Here is a 17,001-nt window from a genome sequence, read left to right as displayed (position 1 = left end):
ACCATGCAATGGAGTTATCGCTTCGTGAGTGGTTTTTTGTTTTTGGCCAGCGTCATTGGAATGGCGTTTGCGTTATATCTGGAACACGTACAAGGGCTTGAACCTTGTCCATTATGTGTGTTTCAACGCATTGGCCTGATTGGCTTGGGGGTTGTTTCTCTGGTCGCTTTTTTACATAACCCGAACTCAAATGCGGTTAAACGTATTTATGCCTTATTGGGTTCAATCAGTATTCTCTGGTCGGCAGGTGTGGCAGCGCGTCATGTCTGGCTACAAAATTTGCCACCCGATCAAGTTCCCAGCTGTGGTCCAGGCTTGGATTACTGGGTAGAAACTTTGCCTTTAAAGTCGGTGTTTGAACAAGTACTGACAGGTTCAGGCGAATGTGCCAAAGTAGATTGGACTTTCCTAGGGCAATCCTTGCCGGTATGGTCGCTGTTATTCTTTGCGATGTTGGTTTTACTCAGTCTGTGGCAATTGTTGCGTAGCTATCCATTTGTAACGCATAAACCTATCAAGAAGAAATAAAAAATCTCATAAAAAAGCCAACTTTAAGTTGGCTTTTTTCTTATTCGTTTAAGTCAGCGCAATACCCGATAAATCTTCTAATTGCAGCCTGTATTCATGCACCTGTTCTTTCACTGGTTCATCTTGTGGCGGATAAAACCATTTCGCAATTTGTTCAGCCACACTGGCATGATAGTGCAGTTCAAAATGATTTAAGCCATAGAAAATAGCTTTATGCGATTCAGGCACTTTCAATTGAAACCGTGGATTAGGATGTTCGCCTAAAGCACTTTTAATACTGACCAGATAATCACCCAATACATTTAAAGGGCGATTTTTTCTACTCTCATAGGCAATGGAGGCAGCAACGAAAAAAGTATTGATATGGGAAGGCAAGGGAGCAGGTTTACGATTGTCATCCATCCCCCCAATCCGGGCATGATTATGTTCCCAGTCATCATCACGTACGCTGCCATAACGTAAATCTAAAATGCCGTTACTGCGAATATTGACGATATGTCGAATAATTTTTACAAAGGGGAAGTGTCCCAGTTTATCCTGCATGATAAAACCAAAACGTTCTAAAACCGCACCATGATGCGGTGACCCTAAACAGACCAGATTTTCTGTCAGGTGTATCCATGGATACATGTTCTGTTTGCCATAAAACAAGGCGCTACGTAAGACCAGGCCGCCCATACTGTGACCGATTAAATCAATACTGGTAATCAATGGGTTACGGCGAATCAAATCTTCTAAAGTATTGGCAAGGCTACGTCCATTGGCAGAGATACGTCGTCCGGTATTGTAGTTCAGGTAGAGCATGGTTTTATTGCCACGCTGTGCCAATAACTTCTCTCCAATACCGCCATATTGATGCGTTGACCAATCTAAATGGTTTAAGCATAAGCCATGCACAAAAATTACCACCCGACCGGATAGATCACCTTTTTGCAGTTCACCGTAGTGATCGTATAACACCATCGGCAGGGCAAGCGGGTTTTGATATTTGAGTAAATAATCCCCCAGTACCCCATTTAAGACACCGATTAAAAAGTGTAGTGAGGGTGTAAGCGGTTTATCATGTAATTTTGGATATTTTTCAATAATCTGGCGTAAACTTGGTGCAAATACATAAAGTCCGGAATTAAGCAAAGTATCGTAGGAGAACTGGTACAGTTTTTCAATGTAAGGGATTCGCTGTAATTTTTTCGAGCGTTGTTCACTCATGCCAAACAGACTGATCATGATTTCGCGTTGAATCACCTGAATCAGATCTTGTACCACATCCCCTAAGCGGGTCGTGACCAGTTGAGCCAGACCTTCTAATACATCGGCTTGGCTGGGTGGAGTACGATCCCATCTACAATAGGTTTCATGCAATGGTGTTAAACTTGGCATTTTATCCTATCCTTTTTCCAATCATGTTCCACAGGCACTTTATTTTTTCTTGAGATCCGGGTATAAATTCTTAGATTTTAATCTTCTAGGGTTCATCTCGAACAGCTTTTACAATAACGAGAATTGTGTTTTAGTTGTAATTTTTTTGTCTGACAATTCCTGTAAAATGCAAATTAAAACGAATTGTTAAAGTCGTTCTCATTTTAGAATAAATCAGATTCATTTAAATTAATATGAAATAAAAAACGATGAACATTATTTATTTACATGGATTTCAAAGTAGTAGCTTGTCCATAAAAGGGCAACAGATTAAAGCATTTTGCCAGCAGCAGAACAATTTTGAGGTCTATTTACCTGATTTAAATATGCCACCCAAACAGGCTTTGGCTTATGTTTCGGATATGATTGCAACTTTAGATCAAGTGGTCCTCATTGGAAGCAGTCTTGGAGGCTTTTATGCGACACAACTGGTCGCAAAACATGGGGTGCCGGCTGTTTTAATTAATCCTGCCATGCGACCATGGCAACTGTTTCATGATTTGTTTGGCAGCGAGCAGATTCCCTATAAGTTGAATGCCCAATGGACTTTGGATCATACACAACTTGATCAACTGCGGCAGATGGCGGTTCCATTTGTGCAAGATGCAGCCAAAATTTTGGTGTTACTGCAACAAGGCGATGAAGTTTTGGATTATCGTGAAGCACAGCGCTATTATAGCAACGCTTCACATCAGTCTATGATCATCACAGAAACGAATGGCAAGCATGCGATGGACAATTTCGCAGACAAAATACCAATGGCATTACAGTTTTTATCGGATTGTATAAAATAAGGAAACAGTACAACGTGTCTCAATATACGGCTCAATCACTTGAAGTTTTATCTGGTTTAGATCCGGTTCGTCGTCGTCCGGGAATGTATACCGATACCACTCGTCCAAACCATTTGGCACAAGAAGTCATTGATAACGCTGTGGATGAGGCACTTGCAGGGCATGCCAATAAAATTACCGTGACGGTGTATAAAGATGGATCTTTGTCTGTCGAAGATAACGGCCGGGGGATGCCTGTCGATATTCACCCTGAATATGGCCAAAGCGGGATTGAAATTATCCTAACCAAGCTGCATGCTGGCGGTAAATTTAGCACCGACAATTACCAGTTTTCAGGTGGTTTGCATGGTGTGGGTATTTCGGTAGTAAATGCCTTGTCAAATCGGATTGAAGTTGAAGTTCAGCGCCAAGGCAATGTCTATAAAATGGCATTTGAGCATGGTGAACCGGTTTCACAGCTGGAAGTGTTTCAAGGTAAAGCACCCAAGCGTGCTTCAGGCACCAGGGTTCATTTCTGGCCAGATACAAAATATTTTGATTCACCCAAATTTGCCTTAAAAGCGTTAAAACATAATTTAAAAGCCAAAGCCGTTTTAGCGGCCGGCTTACAAATTGTGTATGTCGACCAAATTAATAACGAAAAAATTGAATGGCAATTTGAAAATGGTCTGGTCGACTATTTGATGGATGAATTGCAAGATCGCGAGATTATTCCATGTCCTGCTTTTGTGGCGACTGGAGAAGCAGAACGTGCCAGTGCAGAATTTGCAATTTGCTGGAATACTGAAGGCGGTGAACAGGTTCAGGAAAGTTACGTTAACCTGATTCCCACTGCACAAGGGGGTACCCATGTGAACGGTCTTCGTTCAGGTGTCACGGATGCCATGCGCGAGTTCTGTGAACTGCGTAATTTATTGCCGCGTAATTTAAAGCTGTCTGCGGAAGACGTTTGGGATGGTGTGAATTACATTCTGTCTTTAAAGTTTCAGGAACCACAATTTTCCGGTCAAACCAAGGAACGTCTTTCAAGCCGTGAAGCATCAAGCATTGTACTGAATATCGCCAAAGATGCTTTTGCACTGTGGTTGAATCAAAACTCTGATACGGCAATGCAGCTTGCTGAAATGATGATCGCCAAAGCTGGTCGTCGTTTAAAAGCGGCTAAAAAAGTTGAACGTAAAAAAATTGTGGCAGGGCCAACTTTGCCGGGGAAACTGTCCGATTGTGTCGGTCATACGCTGGATGAATCTGAACTGTTTATTGTGGAAGGAGATTCTGCCGGGGGTTCTGCCAAACAAGCGCGGGATAAAAATTTTCAAGCAATCATGCCGATTCGCGGGAAAATTTTGAATACCTGGGAAGTGGCATCTGATGAAGTTCTAGCTTCTCAGGAAGTACATAATATTGCCATTGCGATTGGTGTAGATCCTGGCAGTGATGACCTTTCAGAATTACGTTATGGCAAAGTGTGTATCCTTGCTGATGCCGATTCAGATGGTTTACATATCGCGACGCTATTATGCGCATTGTTTGTAAAACATTTCCCCACCTTGGTTGAAGAGGGGCATTTGTATGTTGCCATGCCGCCTTTGTTCCGGATTGATGATGGCAAGGATGTCCATTACGCACTGGATGAAGACGAATTGGAATCAATTCTGAAGAAAACCAAAACCAAAACGCCGCAAATTACCCGATTCAAGGGGTTGGGGGAAATGAATGCCAGCCAACTCCGTGAAACGACTTTAGACCCGGATACGCGCCGTCTGGTACAGCTCGATTTAGATGACATGCAATTTACTGCAGGATTACTCGATAAGTTGCTTGCCAAGAAGCGTGCCGGTGATCGTAAAGAATGGCTCGAACAAAAAGGTAACCTGGCAGATTTAGTGGTTTAAGCATTTATAAAAAAAGCCCCCAAAAAGGGCTTTTTTATTAGATTTCCACACTTTCTAACCACAGAAAATAACCACCGTATTGGCTTGTCCTAAATTCTCCGCCCATGGCTTTGCCTTGTTCTGTGAGTAAATGTTTGCCATTTTCATTGAGGGTTAAAAATCCTTTTTCAATAAACTTATCTAATAAATCAGCAGTTTTTAATTTATGTTTTGCCGCTAATTTTGATGAAGTTAATTTAGTTAAATGATCAGTGTCCTCATCGTTTTTCTCTTCAACCTGAGCTTGTCCTGTTTTTACTTCATCTAATGAGATTCGAAGTTCATCACTGATGCGAATAATGCGCTGAGATTCTTCATAAGCATCTTTAAATACTTCATCATCTTCATATTTACGAATTAAAATACCCATTTCATTATTATTCACTTGACTAAATTCGTAGAGATTTAAACTTGAAATAATGCATTCCGATTCATTCATATAACATTTTGCATGCAGGTTTTTACAAAAGCTGAGGCGTACATAATCAAGTTTTTGCATCCATTTGATTTCATCAGGATGTAAATCACTTTTTCCATAAACAATCCGGATATCAATTTTTAAACGGTTTTTGTCTTCTAAAAGTTCTTTAATACGGTCGTTTAAACGCAGATAAGGACTGATTAAGATGAGTCGCTCTTTTGCATTTGTTTAGCAGTAAATAAACAAACTTAAAGCATTATTTTCAGAAGATTGAATAGTTTAATACTTAATCGAGTATCAGCTGCATCAACACTAAATCGCGCCATTGTCCAAATTTTTGTCCTACTTCAGGCATATAGCCTGTGTGCTTAAATCCTAATTTCTCGTGTAAAACAACAGAAGCTTTATTTTCATGATCAATCGCCGCGACCATGACATGAATATGATGCTGTTTTGCATGGTCAATCAGTTTCAGCATTAAAGCTTTACCTAAACCTTGTCTGATAAAGTCAGGATGAATAAACACAGAATGTTCAACAGTATGTTTAAAGCCGTGAATTTGACGAAATGAAGAATAATCAGCGTAGCCTGCAATCTGTTTAGTCTCTAAATCTTCAGCAACCAATAAAGGAAACTGTTGAGCGGCGAGATTTTTAAACCAGTGATGAAAATCATCTAAAGATTTTTCCTTGTCATTCCAGGTTGCAGTTCCATTTAAAATTTCAGCATTATAAATATTCAGTATCTGTTCTAGATCTTGTGTTTGAGCGGGACGTACTTGAAAGTCCATTACATATGCCGAATGAATAAATAGAGGTTTTATTTTAGAAATAATTCCATTTTAGGGCAATAAAAAAGCAAGACCGAAGCCCTGCTTTTTAAACGCTCATCTAAGATCTAAAAAAACGTTGTGCTTAGAAGTGGTATTTAACCAATGCGCTTACGTTATTTTCATTTTGGTCTTTAATACCAAATTTATTGTTCCAAACTGAATGTTCGATACCGAGGTATAAGCGAGTGTCTGGAGAAATGTGTTTACCTGCATTCCATTTCCACTGAGTGGTCCAGTTGAGTTCACTTGCATGGTCATCTTTTTCTGCTGTGGACCAGTCGAGGAAACCGTCAACCAGGAAGTCTTCAGAGCCTAACTTAAATGGCACACCATAAGTGAGTGTCATTTGATAGTCATCTTTTTGAAGTTCATTATTGGCACGATAGAAATTTACACTCGCATATTGGAAATATGGAATATCTAGATCGAAGCCTACACCGTATAAGAAGTTATCAAAGCTGCTGAAATCATCGTTGTTTGCTTCCCAAGTTGTAGAAACTAACACGTCTTTTACTGGACCAAAAGCAAGTTTTTGACCCGTTACTTCACCCAAGCTTAAACGAGGTGATAATTCAAAATAAGTTGACTTATGATCATCACCACCGCGCAGGCGGTCAGCAAAAAAGAATACATCTGCATACTTTACTTTAGCTGCATATTCAACAGTCATAGTGGTTTGCTGATCATCTACAACTTCATAGTTTTCACCATAAAGACCAGTCACGCTGAAGTCTTGCCAGATTGGCGCAGCTTGAGTAAGTGCAGCAGTTGAAGCCAAGGTACATGTAGCAAAAATTTGTGTAAGTTTCATTAAAAAATATCTCCCCCGAGAAGCAAACAAAGCATACAGATTCTCTAGCAAAAATAAAGCCAAAATTGATCAATAATTCAAAATAATCTAATTCTCTAAAATGCCTTGTGACTCAAAATTAAACTACAGCTTTGATACTTAAAAATACAGGCGGATAAAAAACATCAAACGATTTTATACTGTAGTTCTCGGCGATAACCAATAATATGAGATTTATCAAATAACTTGGCAAATAAATTTAAATCACCTAATTTCTATGTGGTTATTTAAAAATATCAAAATACTACTTGCATCTGCTTCGCATAGCCCCTTATATTCGAAGCATAAGGACACGATTCTGCAGACTCAAAAGTGTTCATCGTTCAATGTGGAGGAATTCGTTCCAAACTAATTTGAAGATGTTTCGCGCTGTTTTTACAGCAAGTTTAAACGTGCCAAGATAAGAAGTTTTGCACAAAAAGATGTGAATAAAAGAGGATGAAATTATATGAACATTGAAATCCGTACAGATAAAAACATTCAAAATAGTGAACGTTTAATTACTTATGTTCGTGCAGAACTGAATGCAGAATTCCAACGTCATAGTGAACGTATTACTCACTTTTCAGTTCATTTTAGCGACGAAAATGCAGCCAAAGGCGGTGCCGATGATATTAACTGCATGATTGAAGCGCGTCCAGCAGGGTTGAAACCTGTAGTGGTCAACCATCGCGGTCATAATATTGATACTGCTATCCATGGTGCCATTGATCGTTTGAAACGCAGTTTAGAGCATCTGTTCGAGAAGAAAGAAAACCCTCGTGCAGCAGTGCCGGCATTCGCTGAAGTTAACGATGCTGATACTGAGGATGCAGAGGATTTAAAAGATTAACTAGCAACATGCTTCATTAGATAGGAAAAAAGCTCTTCGGAGCTTTTTTTACGTGTCCATGTTAGGAAAGCTAAATGAATAATAAATATGCTTGTTATACATTTATCTAAAACAAATCAGCGTTTATTGGGCATAATGGTTTAAAACTGATTGAAGAGAACTTTCTCCATGTTAACAGCGCAACAACAAGTCTTTGTACAAGCAATTGAAGAACTCGATCTTGCTCAAGTACAACGCCTTTTGGCAGAAGGTCTTGACCCTAATTTTATTGATCCTGAAAAAGGTCCGGTAATTTCTGTCTGGTCAGATGGTTTGTTCAAATGGTGGGAGCAGATTTGTGAAGCCCATGAAGCAGGTTCACCCTTATCTGAACAAGAAAAACAACAAAATTTGGCGATACATATTGAAATTTTAGAAGCGCTTATTCAGGCCAAAGCCAATATACATTTATGGGATGCTGAAGAACTGTATGGTCCATTATGGGATGCGGCCAGTGCTGCCTGTGTGCCTGCAGTAAAACGCTTACTCGATGAAAAAGTAGATCCAAATAGCAAGGATGAAGAAGGGCTCACCATTTTATCTTCAATCAGTGATTTATTCTTTGATTGTGATTTTGATGAAATTAACTGGTCAGAAGCTTTGGCAGAAGAAAAACAAACCTTGGAGTTGCTCCGTAGTCACGGTGCTAAAATGACCAAAGAATTAACATAATAGCGAGATAAAAATGTCAGCAGTAAAAATAGTAGCTTTGATTGTTGCGGCAGGTTTCAGTATGAATACTATGGCTGCTGAATTTTCCTTTGACCGTCCGGGGACAGGTTTCGGTACCGGTATTACTCCAGTCGGTCAACTGGCATGGGAACAAGGTTTACCGAATGTCAGCTATAACCAAACCACGGTAGAGGGCGAACAACAAAAAACTGTCACTTTAAACGCAGATATGTTATTGCGTACCGGTTTGGCCAAAGACCTAGAGTTACAATTGGGATGGCAAGGTCCAGCTTGGAGCAAAGTAAAACGTACCGGTCAGTCAGTTGAAGAGGATGGTTTGGGCGATGTCAGCATTGGACTTAAAAAAGCCATTGATCTGGATGATGACAAGCTTTCTATGGCTATTTTGGCAGAAGCCATTTTAGCGACCGGAAATGATGGCTTTAGTCATCATGATGATATTTACAGCCTGAGTTCTGCGGTAGCGTATGCAGCGACTGATCTGATTACCACTTCAATCACCATGCGTTATGAAGCCCAAAACAGTAATTGGGCTGTGACTGCCGTCCCAACCATTGAATATAAAATTGCGGATAAATGGTCAGGTTTTTCTGAATTCGTGTACCGCAAGGCTGAAAGTGAACATTATGAATATTCACTGGGTTCTGGTGTTATTTATGCACTGAATAACCGCGTACAAATGGATGCTAGTGTGGGTGTTGACTTGAATGGCAGAGATAAAAGCTACCAGTCAGGTTTGGGTGTTTCTTTCCTCTTTTAATTAAAAATATAAATTTATATGAAAAAGTATCTTCCAAATAATGGGTTCTTGTTTCATTCCGCTGTGAGCGGATTTATTTGTAGCGTCATTTTATTGTTTTCAATGACTTTACAGGCACAAGATCAATTGCGTTCTGCAGAAGATGCTTTTTCTTTTACGGTTGAATCCAACCGTAAGCATGAAGCACAGCTGAATTGGAAAATTCCCGATCGTTATTATTTATACCAACATAAATTTGAAGTTAAGCAGGGAACACAAAAACTTGCTTTAAAACTGCCTAAAGCCACCGATCTGTATGATGAAAACTATGGACATACCCAAGTTTATTTTCAGAATATTCAATTCAACATTCCGACTGAAGCATCAAAAACTTATCAGGTGACTTGGCAGGGTTGTGCCCAGGACCGCATTTGTTACCCACCGCAAACGGTCGAGTTTCAGACCGATGTCGATGGCCTGGTGCTTCTGCAAAATCAGGCTAAATCCAGCAAGCGTTTGCTCGACCTTTCACAGTCATCGAATAACACAACAAGCAGTAAGACAGCTTTTTCGACTGAACAAAATAATGTAGAAAGTGCTGAATCTCCAGTTGCGTTAGATACTGCTCAAGATCAGATGTGGTCGCAACAACTGGCAAAAAATTCTTTATTTTATAGTCTGTTGCTATTTTTTGGCTTAGGGATTTTACTGGCCTTTACCCCATGTTCCTTGCCGATGTTACCGATTTTGACTTCGTTAATCGTGCGCGACAGCAAGGGCTTAAAAGCCTGGATGATTGCCTTAGTTTTTGTCTGTAGCATGGCCATGGTTTATGCCATTTTAGGTTTGATCGCCTCAGCTGCCGGTTTGAACTTCCAGCGCTGGTTGCAGCAGCCTTCTACCCTGCTTGCTTTTAGCGCGCTCTTTGTCTTGTTCGCGTTGAATTTATTTGGCCTGTTTGAAATTAAATTGCCGCATGCTTTAGTAAACCGTTTAGATCGGGTGCATTCGCTGCAAAAAGGTGGCAGCTTGGTGGGTGCGGCGGTGATGGGCATGATCTCGGCCTTACTGGTTGGACCCTGTATGACCGCACCTTTAGCAGGGGCGTTATTATTTATTTCCCAAACCCAAAGTCAGTGGCAAGGGGCATTATTACTGTTCACACTGGGTTTTGGCATGGGAACACCGCTGCTTTTGGCCAGTGTGTTAGGTGCAAGAATTCTGCCCAAAGCAGGGCAGTGGATGCACCAGATTAAAGTGATTTTTGCCTTTATCATGCTGGCTTTGGCACTATATTTTATTCGGCCTTTAATTTCTGAAGCGTGGATGCAATGGCTAGGTCTGGGCTTGGGCTTAAGCTTTATTGGCTATGTAATCGCGCGCTTAGTGGGACAAAAAACACAGTTTAAATGGCTGTATATTTTAGCATTGCTCACCGTGATTCCTTATCTGGCCTATACTCAATATCAGCACAGTCAACGATTCTTTATTCAGCAAAGCACTGCTCAAGCGACATGGCATGTGGCTAAAACAGCCAACGAATTTCATCAGCTGTTAGCCAGTGCGCCCTCCGAGCAAGCCATTATTATTGATGTCTATGCTGACTGGTGCGTGGCGTGTCAGCCGATTGAACATCGTGTTTTAAAATCAGCACAAGTGCAGCAAACCTTGGCCCCGTATTTTTTGATTAAACTGGATTTGAGTCATTATGATGCAACCCATCAGGCATTGCTAAATCAATGGGATATTTTAGGTCCACCAACGTATTTATTTTTAAATCCAAAACAACAAGAAATTCGCGGTTTACGTTTAACCGGAGCTTTTACCGAAGCGGAATTAATAAAACAGCTCGATCTGTTTCAAAAACATATAGGACAATAATTTCATGTATCAGCTCTATATTGCCAATAAAAATTATTCCAGTTGGTCAATGCGCCCATGGTTAGTGCTGAAAGCGTTTAATTTACCGTTTCAAGAAATCATGATTCCCTTTCCCGCACAACGGAACACAGGTACTTTTAAACAGGATATTTTGGCAATTAACCCCAATGGTAAAGTCCCCGTGTTGGTGGATGAGGGGTTGATTCTTTGGGATTCCTTGGCTATTTGTGAATACTTGGCAGAACAAAATTCAGATCAGGCCTTATGGCCGAAAGATGTTAAGCAACGTGCACGTGCGCGCTGTATCTCTGCGGAAATGCACAGTGGATTTTCGAGTTTGCGCAATGCCTGCGGCATGAATATCCGGGCGAATCTGGAAGATGTTGGCAAACATTTGTGGCAGGACAATGCTGAGCTGCGCCATGATGTGGCACGTATCGAGCAGATCTGGTCAGAACGTCCGGACATGAACGGTTTTTTATGTGGTGAATTCTCGATTGCCGATGCATTTTATGCACCGGTGGTGACACGGCTAATGACCTATGTGTTACCGGTCAGCAAGTCTACACAGCAGTATATGCAAACCATGATGCAGCATCCGGCTATGAAATTATGGATTGATGGCGCATTACAAGAAAAGGCGTGGGTGAATTATTTAGAGCCATATCAACAGCAAACGCTTTAACAGGATTTCGGTTCGCTGAAGAAGTCTTGATAACATTTAACCTGATTACGCCCACATGCTTTTGCTTCATACAGGGCTTTGTCTGCTTGGCTTAACAACTGTTGCGGTCTAAGTTGGATATTCGATAATGTAATCCCAAAACTGGCTGTGACCTGAATTTTCTCGCCCGAATCACTGCGTAAATCCAGCTGTTGAATGGCTTGACGACAACGCTCAACAATAGTTTGTGCTTGTTCTAAAGAAGAACTATTTAGAATAACAATAAATTCCTCTCCGCCAAATCGCCTCAAGACATCGCTATCACAAATAATTTGTGAGAGCACTTCACTGACTTTAATTAGGGTTTCATCGCCTTTATCATGCCCATATTGTTCCTTAATCCGTTTAAAATGATTCAGGCCGATTAATATCAAAGCGTAAGAATTTGTTGGTTTATTCTCTAATTTTTCTAAACAATAATTAATACTACGGCAGTTAAGGGTATTGGTCAGTGGATCAATCCGACTTAAATTCTGAATTAACTTTTCTCTATGGCGCTATTGGCTGAGTAAAATTTCAAATAAAATTAAACAGCTAATCAAGATGGGCGCAATGAAATACATCATTGAGCTAACCCAAAACATATTTTGATAAGGCAGGCCGTCTAGATAGAAGATCGGTGCGTAGGGAATTTGATCTTTTAAGCTTAAATAGCCACATAAAAACAGATATAGTGTGGCTGGAATAAGAGTGTAATAGACAATTTTACGGTTAAACAACACTAAGCCAACGGTCACCAAACTGATATAAGAGATCATGGTGGCCGGACTGAGAACGCCAATGATATAAGTATTCCGATATAATGAAATAACAACAAATCCAACCGATAAATAGCATCCACTGCTGTACCACAACATTTTTTCGCCAGACTGAACACGGGTAAATTAGCCCAATAAAGACAATTAGGGATAAGGTGTTGAGTCCAAGCTGTAGCTTGAGCAAAAGCAAATTTACCCAGTGCCAGAGATCGGGTAAAAGAAGGACATAAATTTTCCAGACAATCCAAACGACATGCACCAAGCTTCCTAGAATCAGCATGAGTATGCATTTATTCAGGACACTCCAGTTCATTACGACTTCATCCTCTATCCGATATTTCGCAATTCTTTCTTGGAATGAGGAAGGGGTATCTGATGAAAAGATTTGCTTCATTCGATAGGTTTGACCTTTAGTTCTTCAAACTGATTATTAGTGCCAAGTTAATCTAATTTATTTTTAATAATTAATAACATAGAAATTTTTTTTGAATGGTAATACTTGTATTTTGTGCTTTTAAGCATAAAAATGCACTTCATCTGAATGATTATTGTTCCAAATATAAAACAGTGTGTTGTGTATAAAGGTATTATTCTATTTTTGTTGATCGATTAAACTGGGTTCATTGAATAAATAAAGATTAAGGTTTTGAGCATGAAAGTTTTACATATCGATTCGAGTATTTTAGGCGTTGTTTCAGTTTCACGCCAATTAAGCCAAGCCATTGTTGATCAATTACAGACTAAACATACAGATTTAGCGGTTGATTATTTAGATTTAGCTGCCCAGCCGATTCCACACTTAACCGGTGCCATTTTAATGGGACAAGATGCAGAACAAGTTGCCTTGGGTGAAAAAATTATTCAGCAATATCTTGATGCGGATATCGTGGTGGTTGGTGCGGCCATGTATAACTTCGGTTTGACTTCAACCTTGAAAGCTTGGATTGACCGTATTAGTGTAGCCGGTAAGACCTTTAAATATACTGAGAATGGTCCGGTGGGTTTGGCCGGTGAGAAAAAAGTTTATATCGCCAGTAGTCGTGGTGGGGTGTATGGTGAAAATAGTCCAGTCGATTTTCAGGAAGGTTTTTTGAAAACTGTATTTAACTTTACCGGTGTGAATGATGTCGAAATTATTCGTGCTGAAGGTGTCAATATGGGGCCAGAGCTGAAAGAGCAGGCAATTTCTAACGCTTTAGCCCAAGTACAAGCACTGTAATTTTTGAAAATATAGAGTATTCCTCTTGGGTCAGCTTCGGCTGACCTTTTTTATATGAATTACTTTTTTAATACCAAGCTTTTTAATACCAGGATTAATCTCGATCGAGCCGATGTGCAAATTCGGCCAGATCGGCCAAAGCCTGTTTTCCTTCATCAAACCAAGTGTGAAACATCTGAAAATTGTGCCACATACCCGTGTAAAGTTTATAGGTCAGATCAACACCGGCTTGTTCCGCTTTCTCTTTAAAGCGCTGTGCATCATCCAGTAAAATTTCTTTAGAGCCGACTTGAACCAAGATTGGTGGTAATCCGCTTAAGTCTGCAAACGCAGGTGAAATAGCCGGGTCTGCGGTATCCATAAATTTCGGTACGTAATAATCAATCCCTGCTTCTAAAGTTTCAATAGAGAGCAGTGCATCGTGCTTGCGGTTATAACGCAAAGATTCACTGCTTAAAGTCAAATCTAAAAATGGGGATAATAATATCAAGCCACTGACTTGAGGAAGGCCTTCGTCACGAATTTTAAGTGCCAGAGCTAAAGCTAAATTAGCACCACAAGAGTCGCCCGATAAAATGATGTCTTTGGCTTGAATTCCTTGCCCTAACAAAGTGGTATAAATGTCAAAAATCGCATCACTGGCTTCAGGATAAACAGACTCTGGAGCTAAGGGATAGTCGACATGAAGCACTTGCATCTGTGTACGTGCAGCCATATGAGTTAAAAAGGCACGATGAGTGTCGAGTGAACCCAAAAAGAATGCACCACCATGAATATGCAAAATGAGTTGTGTTGATTCACCTTGAGGTTTTATTTCTTCAGCACGTAAGCCTGCCAGGCGTAGTGATCTGACTTGAACGTCTTTATTACTTGGAAAGACACGACACATTTGCTCCAATGCAAAACGTATCGAGTTGGGAGGCAAGTTAAACTGGCTGGGTTTACGAATGGCCGTTTTTAAAATACTTTCTGTAATTAATTGTTTCCATAGCGGATCTATCTTCATGTTTCTTCCATCTTGTTTTATCTTTAGGGGATGATTAGATATTTACCAATTCAAGATACAAGATTACACTAAATGGTCACATTCAAAAATTGCAAAAATGTTGTGACTTTTTAATACTAAGCCGTCTATACCAGACTAGGGAAACGAAAAAAAATGAAAAAAATTGCACTTGCACTAGGATTGCTCGGATTAACAGTTTTGGCTAATGCTGCTGATCCATTAAATGGTTCTGTTTGGAAAACGATTGATGACAAAACGAAACAACCGAAAGCCATAGTAAAATTTACTGAACAAAAAAATGGCACATTATCTGCGAGTATTCAACAGGTGTTAACACCAGGGGAAGAAAAGGCATGTTCAAAATGTGAAGGTCCATATCATAACAAATCTTTAAGAGGTCTAAAGATTGTGCATGGTCTTAAAAATGCAGGGGGTACAAGTTATGAAGATGGAACAATTCTTGACCCTGCTTCAGGTAAAACTTACCGGTTAAAAGGTCAAATGACGGATGGCGGTAAAAAATTAGAGTTACGTGGCTTTATCGGGATAGCGGCTTTAGGCCGTAACCAAACCTGGATTCGTGCAGAATAATTTAAACTAAAAAATTTTAAAGTAAGCAAAGCCTAGTGGATATTCAGCTAGGCTTTTTTATACGAGAGCTTTACTATCTCGATCTTATTTTAAAGCTTTATAAACAGCTTCATTATAGCCCACAACATAGCCTTGCTCAGTTTCGAGCACCGGACGTTTAATCAAACTGCTATGCGTTGTTAAAGTCGTGATCAAATTGCTTTCATTCGCAAGCGCAGTTTGCTGTTCTGCTTCACTCAGTTTGCGCCAGGTGGTCCCTTTTTTATTGAGAATAAGATCTGGTCCAATCGCATCTATCCATTTTTTTACAGTTCCAGCGTCAATGCCTTGTTTTTTGTAATCATGAAATTCATAGACCAGACCCAGTTGATTTAACAGGTCAAAAGCTTTCTTCATTGAGCTGCAATTTTTGATGCCATAAATTTTAAGCATAAAATGATTATTCCATTTTCAATTACCGGATAGCCTAGCGAAAATTAGCTATAAGCTCTAGAGAAAATTAAAAGTATTAAAAATTAAATAAACATGTCATGAAATTGACATTTAGATTTGCCAAGATAGCGTTATAGATAAGAATAACTTTATGATTAAAAAAATAGATTTGATGGAGCTAGAAAAAGAGAAAACCCGCATTTAATCATCCTGATCATGCGGGTCTCATTTCAACGTCCATTGTCACATCCTTGCAAAATAAGCTACCGAAGTGGTTTACTTTGTTTCATCCTACGGCGTCCTGTCCTTTTGTGTCATCCTGACATATCCCTTTGCCGTGAAGCAATAATGCACTTAAAACAGTTGTATAAAAATATACAAACGCGTCAAGTGTTGTAGGTTTTTGGATGGTATTGAGTGAACGATTGTTCACTCAAATAAATCTTATTTATTAGATTTTATAATCAATAATCACTGGGGCATGGTCGCTGAACCAGGTTTCTTTATAGACCCAAGCATTGGTTGTACGATCTTTCCAGTCTGGTGAACAGGCTTGATAATCAATCCGCCAGCCGACATTTTTAGCGCGGGCTTGTCCTCGGTTTGACCACCAGGAATAAAGTTCCGCTTCCTTACGCACTTCACGGAAAGTATCGACATAACCCAGATCATCATAAATATGATCGAGCCAAGCACGTTCATGCGGTAAACAGCCAGAAGATTTTTGATTGCCCGACCAGTTTTTAATATCGATCCGTTTATGGACGATGTTGTAGTCACCGCAAACGATGATGGATTTATCTTCATCACGCCATTGTTTTAAAATATCTTGGTATTGGTCTAAAAAGTGATCTTTACGGGCTTGCGCTTCTTCACCTGATGAGCCAGAGGGTAAATAAAGGGAACAGATATGAACAGGTTTTTCCAGACCTAGGTCAAATTCAGCAGATATAAAGCGTCCTTGAGAATCGGCCAATTCAAAACCCAAACCATCGGTTACCGAAACAAAAGGCAGGCGGCTATAAATAGCAGTACCTGCATAGCCTGCACGTTCAGCAGGGAACAGGTGGGTGTACCAACCTTCCGGTCTAAATTTTTCAGTCCACTGCGCATGCGTGATCCGGCTTTCCTGCATACAAATCACATCGGCTTCTGATTGTTCCAGCCATTCAAGCAAGCCTTTAGTTACTGATGAACGTAAGCCATTTACGTTAATGGAAACGACTCTTAGAATTTTTTGATCACTTGGATAGCTGCTCTTTGGTATCATGCGCAAGTCTTACCTCTATTTATGAATTTCGGAGCACCT

The 17,001-nt window shown here is 40.0% G+C and carries 18 protein-coding genes and 1 pseudogene; 10 read left to right on the top strand and 9 right to left on the bottom strand.

The window, feature by feature from the left end; genetic code table 11:
• Nucleotides 1-3 precede the first annotated feature (3 nt).
• The gene (locus E0H89_RS10650) at nucleotides 4-528 is read left to right on the top strand and encodes a disulfide bond formation protein B (RefSeq protein ID WP_131216878.1); all 525 of its coding nucleotides are present in this window, start codon (nucleotides 4-6) and stop codon (nucleotides 526-528) included.
• A 48-nt stretch (nucleotides 529-576) separates the two neighbouring features.
• Here the strand turns inward: E0H89_RS10650 and E0H89_RS10645 are convergent, their stop codons facing one another.
• On the bottom strand, nucleotides 577-1,908 hold the full coding sequence (locus tag E0H89_RS10645; protein ID WP_131216876.1) for a PGAP1-like alpha/beta domain-containing protein: 1,332 nt from the start codon (nucleotides 1,906-1,908) through the stop codon (nucleotides 577-579).
• A 248-nt stretch (nucleotides 1,909-2,156) separates the two neighbouring features.
• On the opposite strand from E0H89_RS10645, the gene E0H89_RS10640 reads away from it, so the two are divergent.
• Entirely contained in the window at nucleotides 2,157-2,741 is a 585-nt protein-coding gene (locus tag E0H89_RS10640) for a YqiA/YcfP family alpha/beta fold hydrolase (RefSeq protein WP_131216874.1), read from the top strand.
• Between the two features lie 14 nt (nucleotides 2,742-2,755).
• Nucleotides 2,756-4,636: a DNA topoisomerase IV subunit B gene (gene parE / locus E0H89_RS10635; protein WP_131216873.1), complete on the top strand. Its 1,881-nt coding sequence runs from the start codon at nucleotides 2,756-2,758 to the stop codon at nucleotides 4,634-4,636.
• Nucleotides 4,637-4,673: 37 nt separating this feature from the next.
• Here the strand turns inward: parE and E0H89_RS10630 are convergent.
• The 3 genes and pseudogenes from E0H89_RS10630 to E0H89_RS10620 form a co-directional block, all read right to left on the bottom strand.
• Nucleotides 4,674-5,321, bottom strand: a pseudogene (locus E0H89_RS10630) (phospholipase D family protein); the annotation flags it as partial.
• Between the two features lie 61 nt (nucleotides 5,322-5,382).
• A complete protein-coding gene (locus E0H89_RS10625; protein ID WP_131216871.1) occupies nucleotides 5,383-5,886 on the bottom strand; it encodes a GNAT family N-acetyltransferase in 504 nt (167 codons plus the stop codon).
• A gap of 124 nt (nucleotides 5,887-6,010) precedes the next feature.
• Complete coding sequence (locus E0H89_RS10620; RefSeq protein WP_131216869.1) at nucleotides 6,011-6,739, bottom strand: outer membrane protein OmpK; 729 nt, start codon at nucleotides 6,737-6,739, stop codon at nucleotides 6,011-6,013.
• 487 nt (nucleotides 6,740-7,226) lie between these two features.
• Between E0H89_RS10620 and E0H89_RS10615 the strand changes: the two genes are divergently transcribed.
• The 5 genes from E0H89_RS10615 to E0H89_RS10595 all read left to right on the top strand — a co-directional run bounded on the left by E0H89_RS10615 (nucleotide 7,227) and on the right by E0H89_RS10595 (nucleotide 11,647).
• The gene (locus tag E0H89_RS10615; RefSeq protein WP_131216867.1) at nucleotides 7,227-7,610 is read left to right on the top strand and encodes an HPF/RaiA family ribosome-associated protein; all 384 of its coding nucleotides are present in this window, start codon (nucleotides 7,227-7,229) and stop codon (nucleotides 7,608-7,610) included.
• Between the two features lie 168 nt (nucleotides 7,611-7,778).
• Nucleotides 7,779-8,321, top strand: coding sequence for an ankyrin repeat domain-containing protein (locus E0H89_RS10610; RefSeq protein ID WP_131216865.1), 543 nt, complete (start codon nucleotides 7,779-7,781; stop codon nucleotides 8,319-8,321).
• A gap of 13 nt (nucleotides 8,322-8,334) precedes the next feature.
• Complete coding sequence (locus tag E0H89_RS10605; protein WP_131216863.1) at nucleotides 8,335-9,102, top strand: transporter; 768 nt, start codon at nucleotides 8,335-8,337, stop codon at nucleotides 9,100-9,102.
• An 18-nt stretch (nucleotides 9,103-9,120) separates the two neighbouring features.
• Complete coding sequence (gene dsbD, locus E0H89_RS10600) at nucleotides 9,121-10,962, top strand: protein-disulfide reductase DsbD (RefSeq protein WP_131216862.1); 1,842 nt, start codon at nucleotides 9,121-9,123, stop codon at nucleotides 10,960-10,962.
• Nucleotides 10,963-10,966: 4 nt separating this feature from the next.
• Complete coding sequence (locus E0H89_RS10595; RefSeq protein ID WP_131216860.1) at nucleotides 10,967-11,647, top strand: glutathione S-transferase family protein; 681 nt, start codon at nucleotides 10,967-10,969, stop codon at nucleotides 11,645-11,647.
• Here E0H89_RS10595 and E0H89_RS16725 read toward each other — a convergent pair.
• Together E0H89_RS16725 and E0H89_RS16720 are read right to left on the bottom strand one after the other, a co-directional pair.
• Nucleotides 11,644-12,111 carry a GGDEF domain-containing protein gene (locus E0H89_RS16725; RefSeq protein ID WP_250697858.1) on the bottom strand — a complete coding sequence of 156 codons (468 nt, stop codon included), beginning with the start codon at nucleotides 12,109-12,111 and terminating at the stop codon, nucleotides 11,644-11,646. The two genes, E0H89_RS10595 and E0H89_RS16725, sit on opposite strands and share 4 nt — an antisense overlap.
• A 72-nt stretch (nucleotides 12,112-12,183) precedes the next feature.
• Entirely contained in the window at nucleotides 12,184-12,543 is a 360-nt protein-coding gene (locus E0H89_RS16720) for a hypothetical protein (protein WP_250697857.1), read from the bottom strand.
• 553 nt (nucleotides 12,544-13,096) lie between these two features.
• Between E0H89_RS16720 and E0H89_RS10585 the strand changes: the two genes are divergently transcribed.
• The gene (locus E0H89_RS10585) at nucleotides 13,097-13,663 is read left to right on the top strand and encodes an FMN-dependent NADH-azoreductase (protein WP_131216858.1); all 567 of its coding nucleotides are present in this window, start codon (nucleotides 13,097-13,099) and stop codon (nucleotides 13,661-13,663) included.
• Nucleotides 13,664-13,757: 94 nt separating this feature from the next.
• Here E0H89_RS10585 and E0H89_RS10580 read toward each other — a convergent pair whose 3' ends face one another.
• Nucleotides 13,758-14,669, bottom strand: coding sequence for an alpha/beta hydrolase (locus tag E0H89_RS10580; protein WP_131216856.1), 912 nt, complete (start codon nucleotides 14,667-14,669; stop codon nucleotides 13,758-13,760).
• A 153-nt stretch (nucleotides 14,670-14,822) separates the two neighbouring features.
• On the opposite strand from E0H89_RS10580, the gene E0H89_RS10575 reads away from it, so the two are divergent.
• On the top strand, nucleotides 14,823-15,260 hold the full coding sequence (locus E0H89_RS10575) for a DUF2147 domain-containing protein (protein WP_131216854.1): 438 nt from the start codon (nucleotides 14,823-14,825) through the stop codon (nucleotides 15,258-15,260).
• Nucleotides 15,261-15,344: 84 nt separating this feature from the next.
• Here the strand turns inward: E0H89_RS10575 and E0H89_RS10570 are convergent, their stop codons facing one another.
• Nucleotides 15,345-15,692 carry a Spx/MgsR family RNA polymerase-binding regulatory protein gene (locus E0H89_RS10570; protein WP_131216853.1) on the bottom strand — a complete coding sequence of 116 codons (348 nt, stop codon included), beginning with the start codon at nucleotides 15,690-15,692 and terminating at the stop codon, nucleotides 15,345-15,347.
• Nucleotides 15,693-16,143: 451 nt separating this feature from the next.
• On the bottom strand, nucleotides 16,144-16,962 hold the full coding sequence (locus tag E0H89_RS10565; RefSeq protein WP_131216981.1) for an exodeoxyribonuclease III: 819 nt from the start codon (nucleotides 16,960-16,962) through the stop codon (nucleotides 16,144-16,146).
• Between the last annotated feature and the right edge of the window lie 39 nt (nucleotides 16,963-17,001).

Origin of the sequence: Acinetobacter sp. ANC 3781 (genome assembly GCF_004331285.1) — a bacterium.
Classification (GTDB): domain Bacteria; phylum Pseudomonadota; class Gammaproteobacteria; order Pseudomonadales; family Moraxellaceae; genus Acinetobacter.
This window is presented reverse-complemented; position numbering and strand designations above follow the sequence as displayed.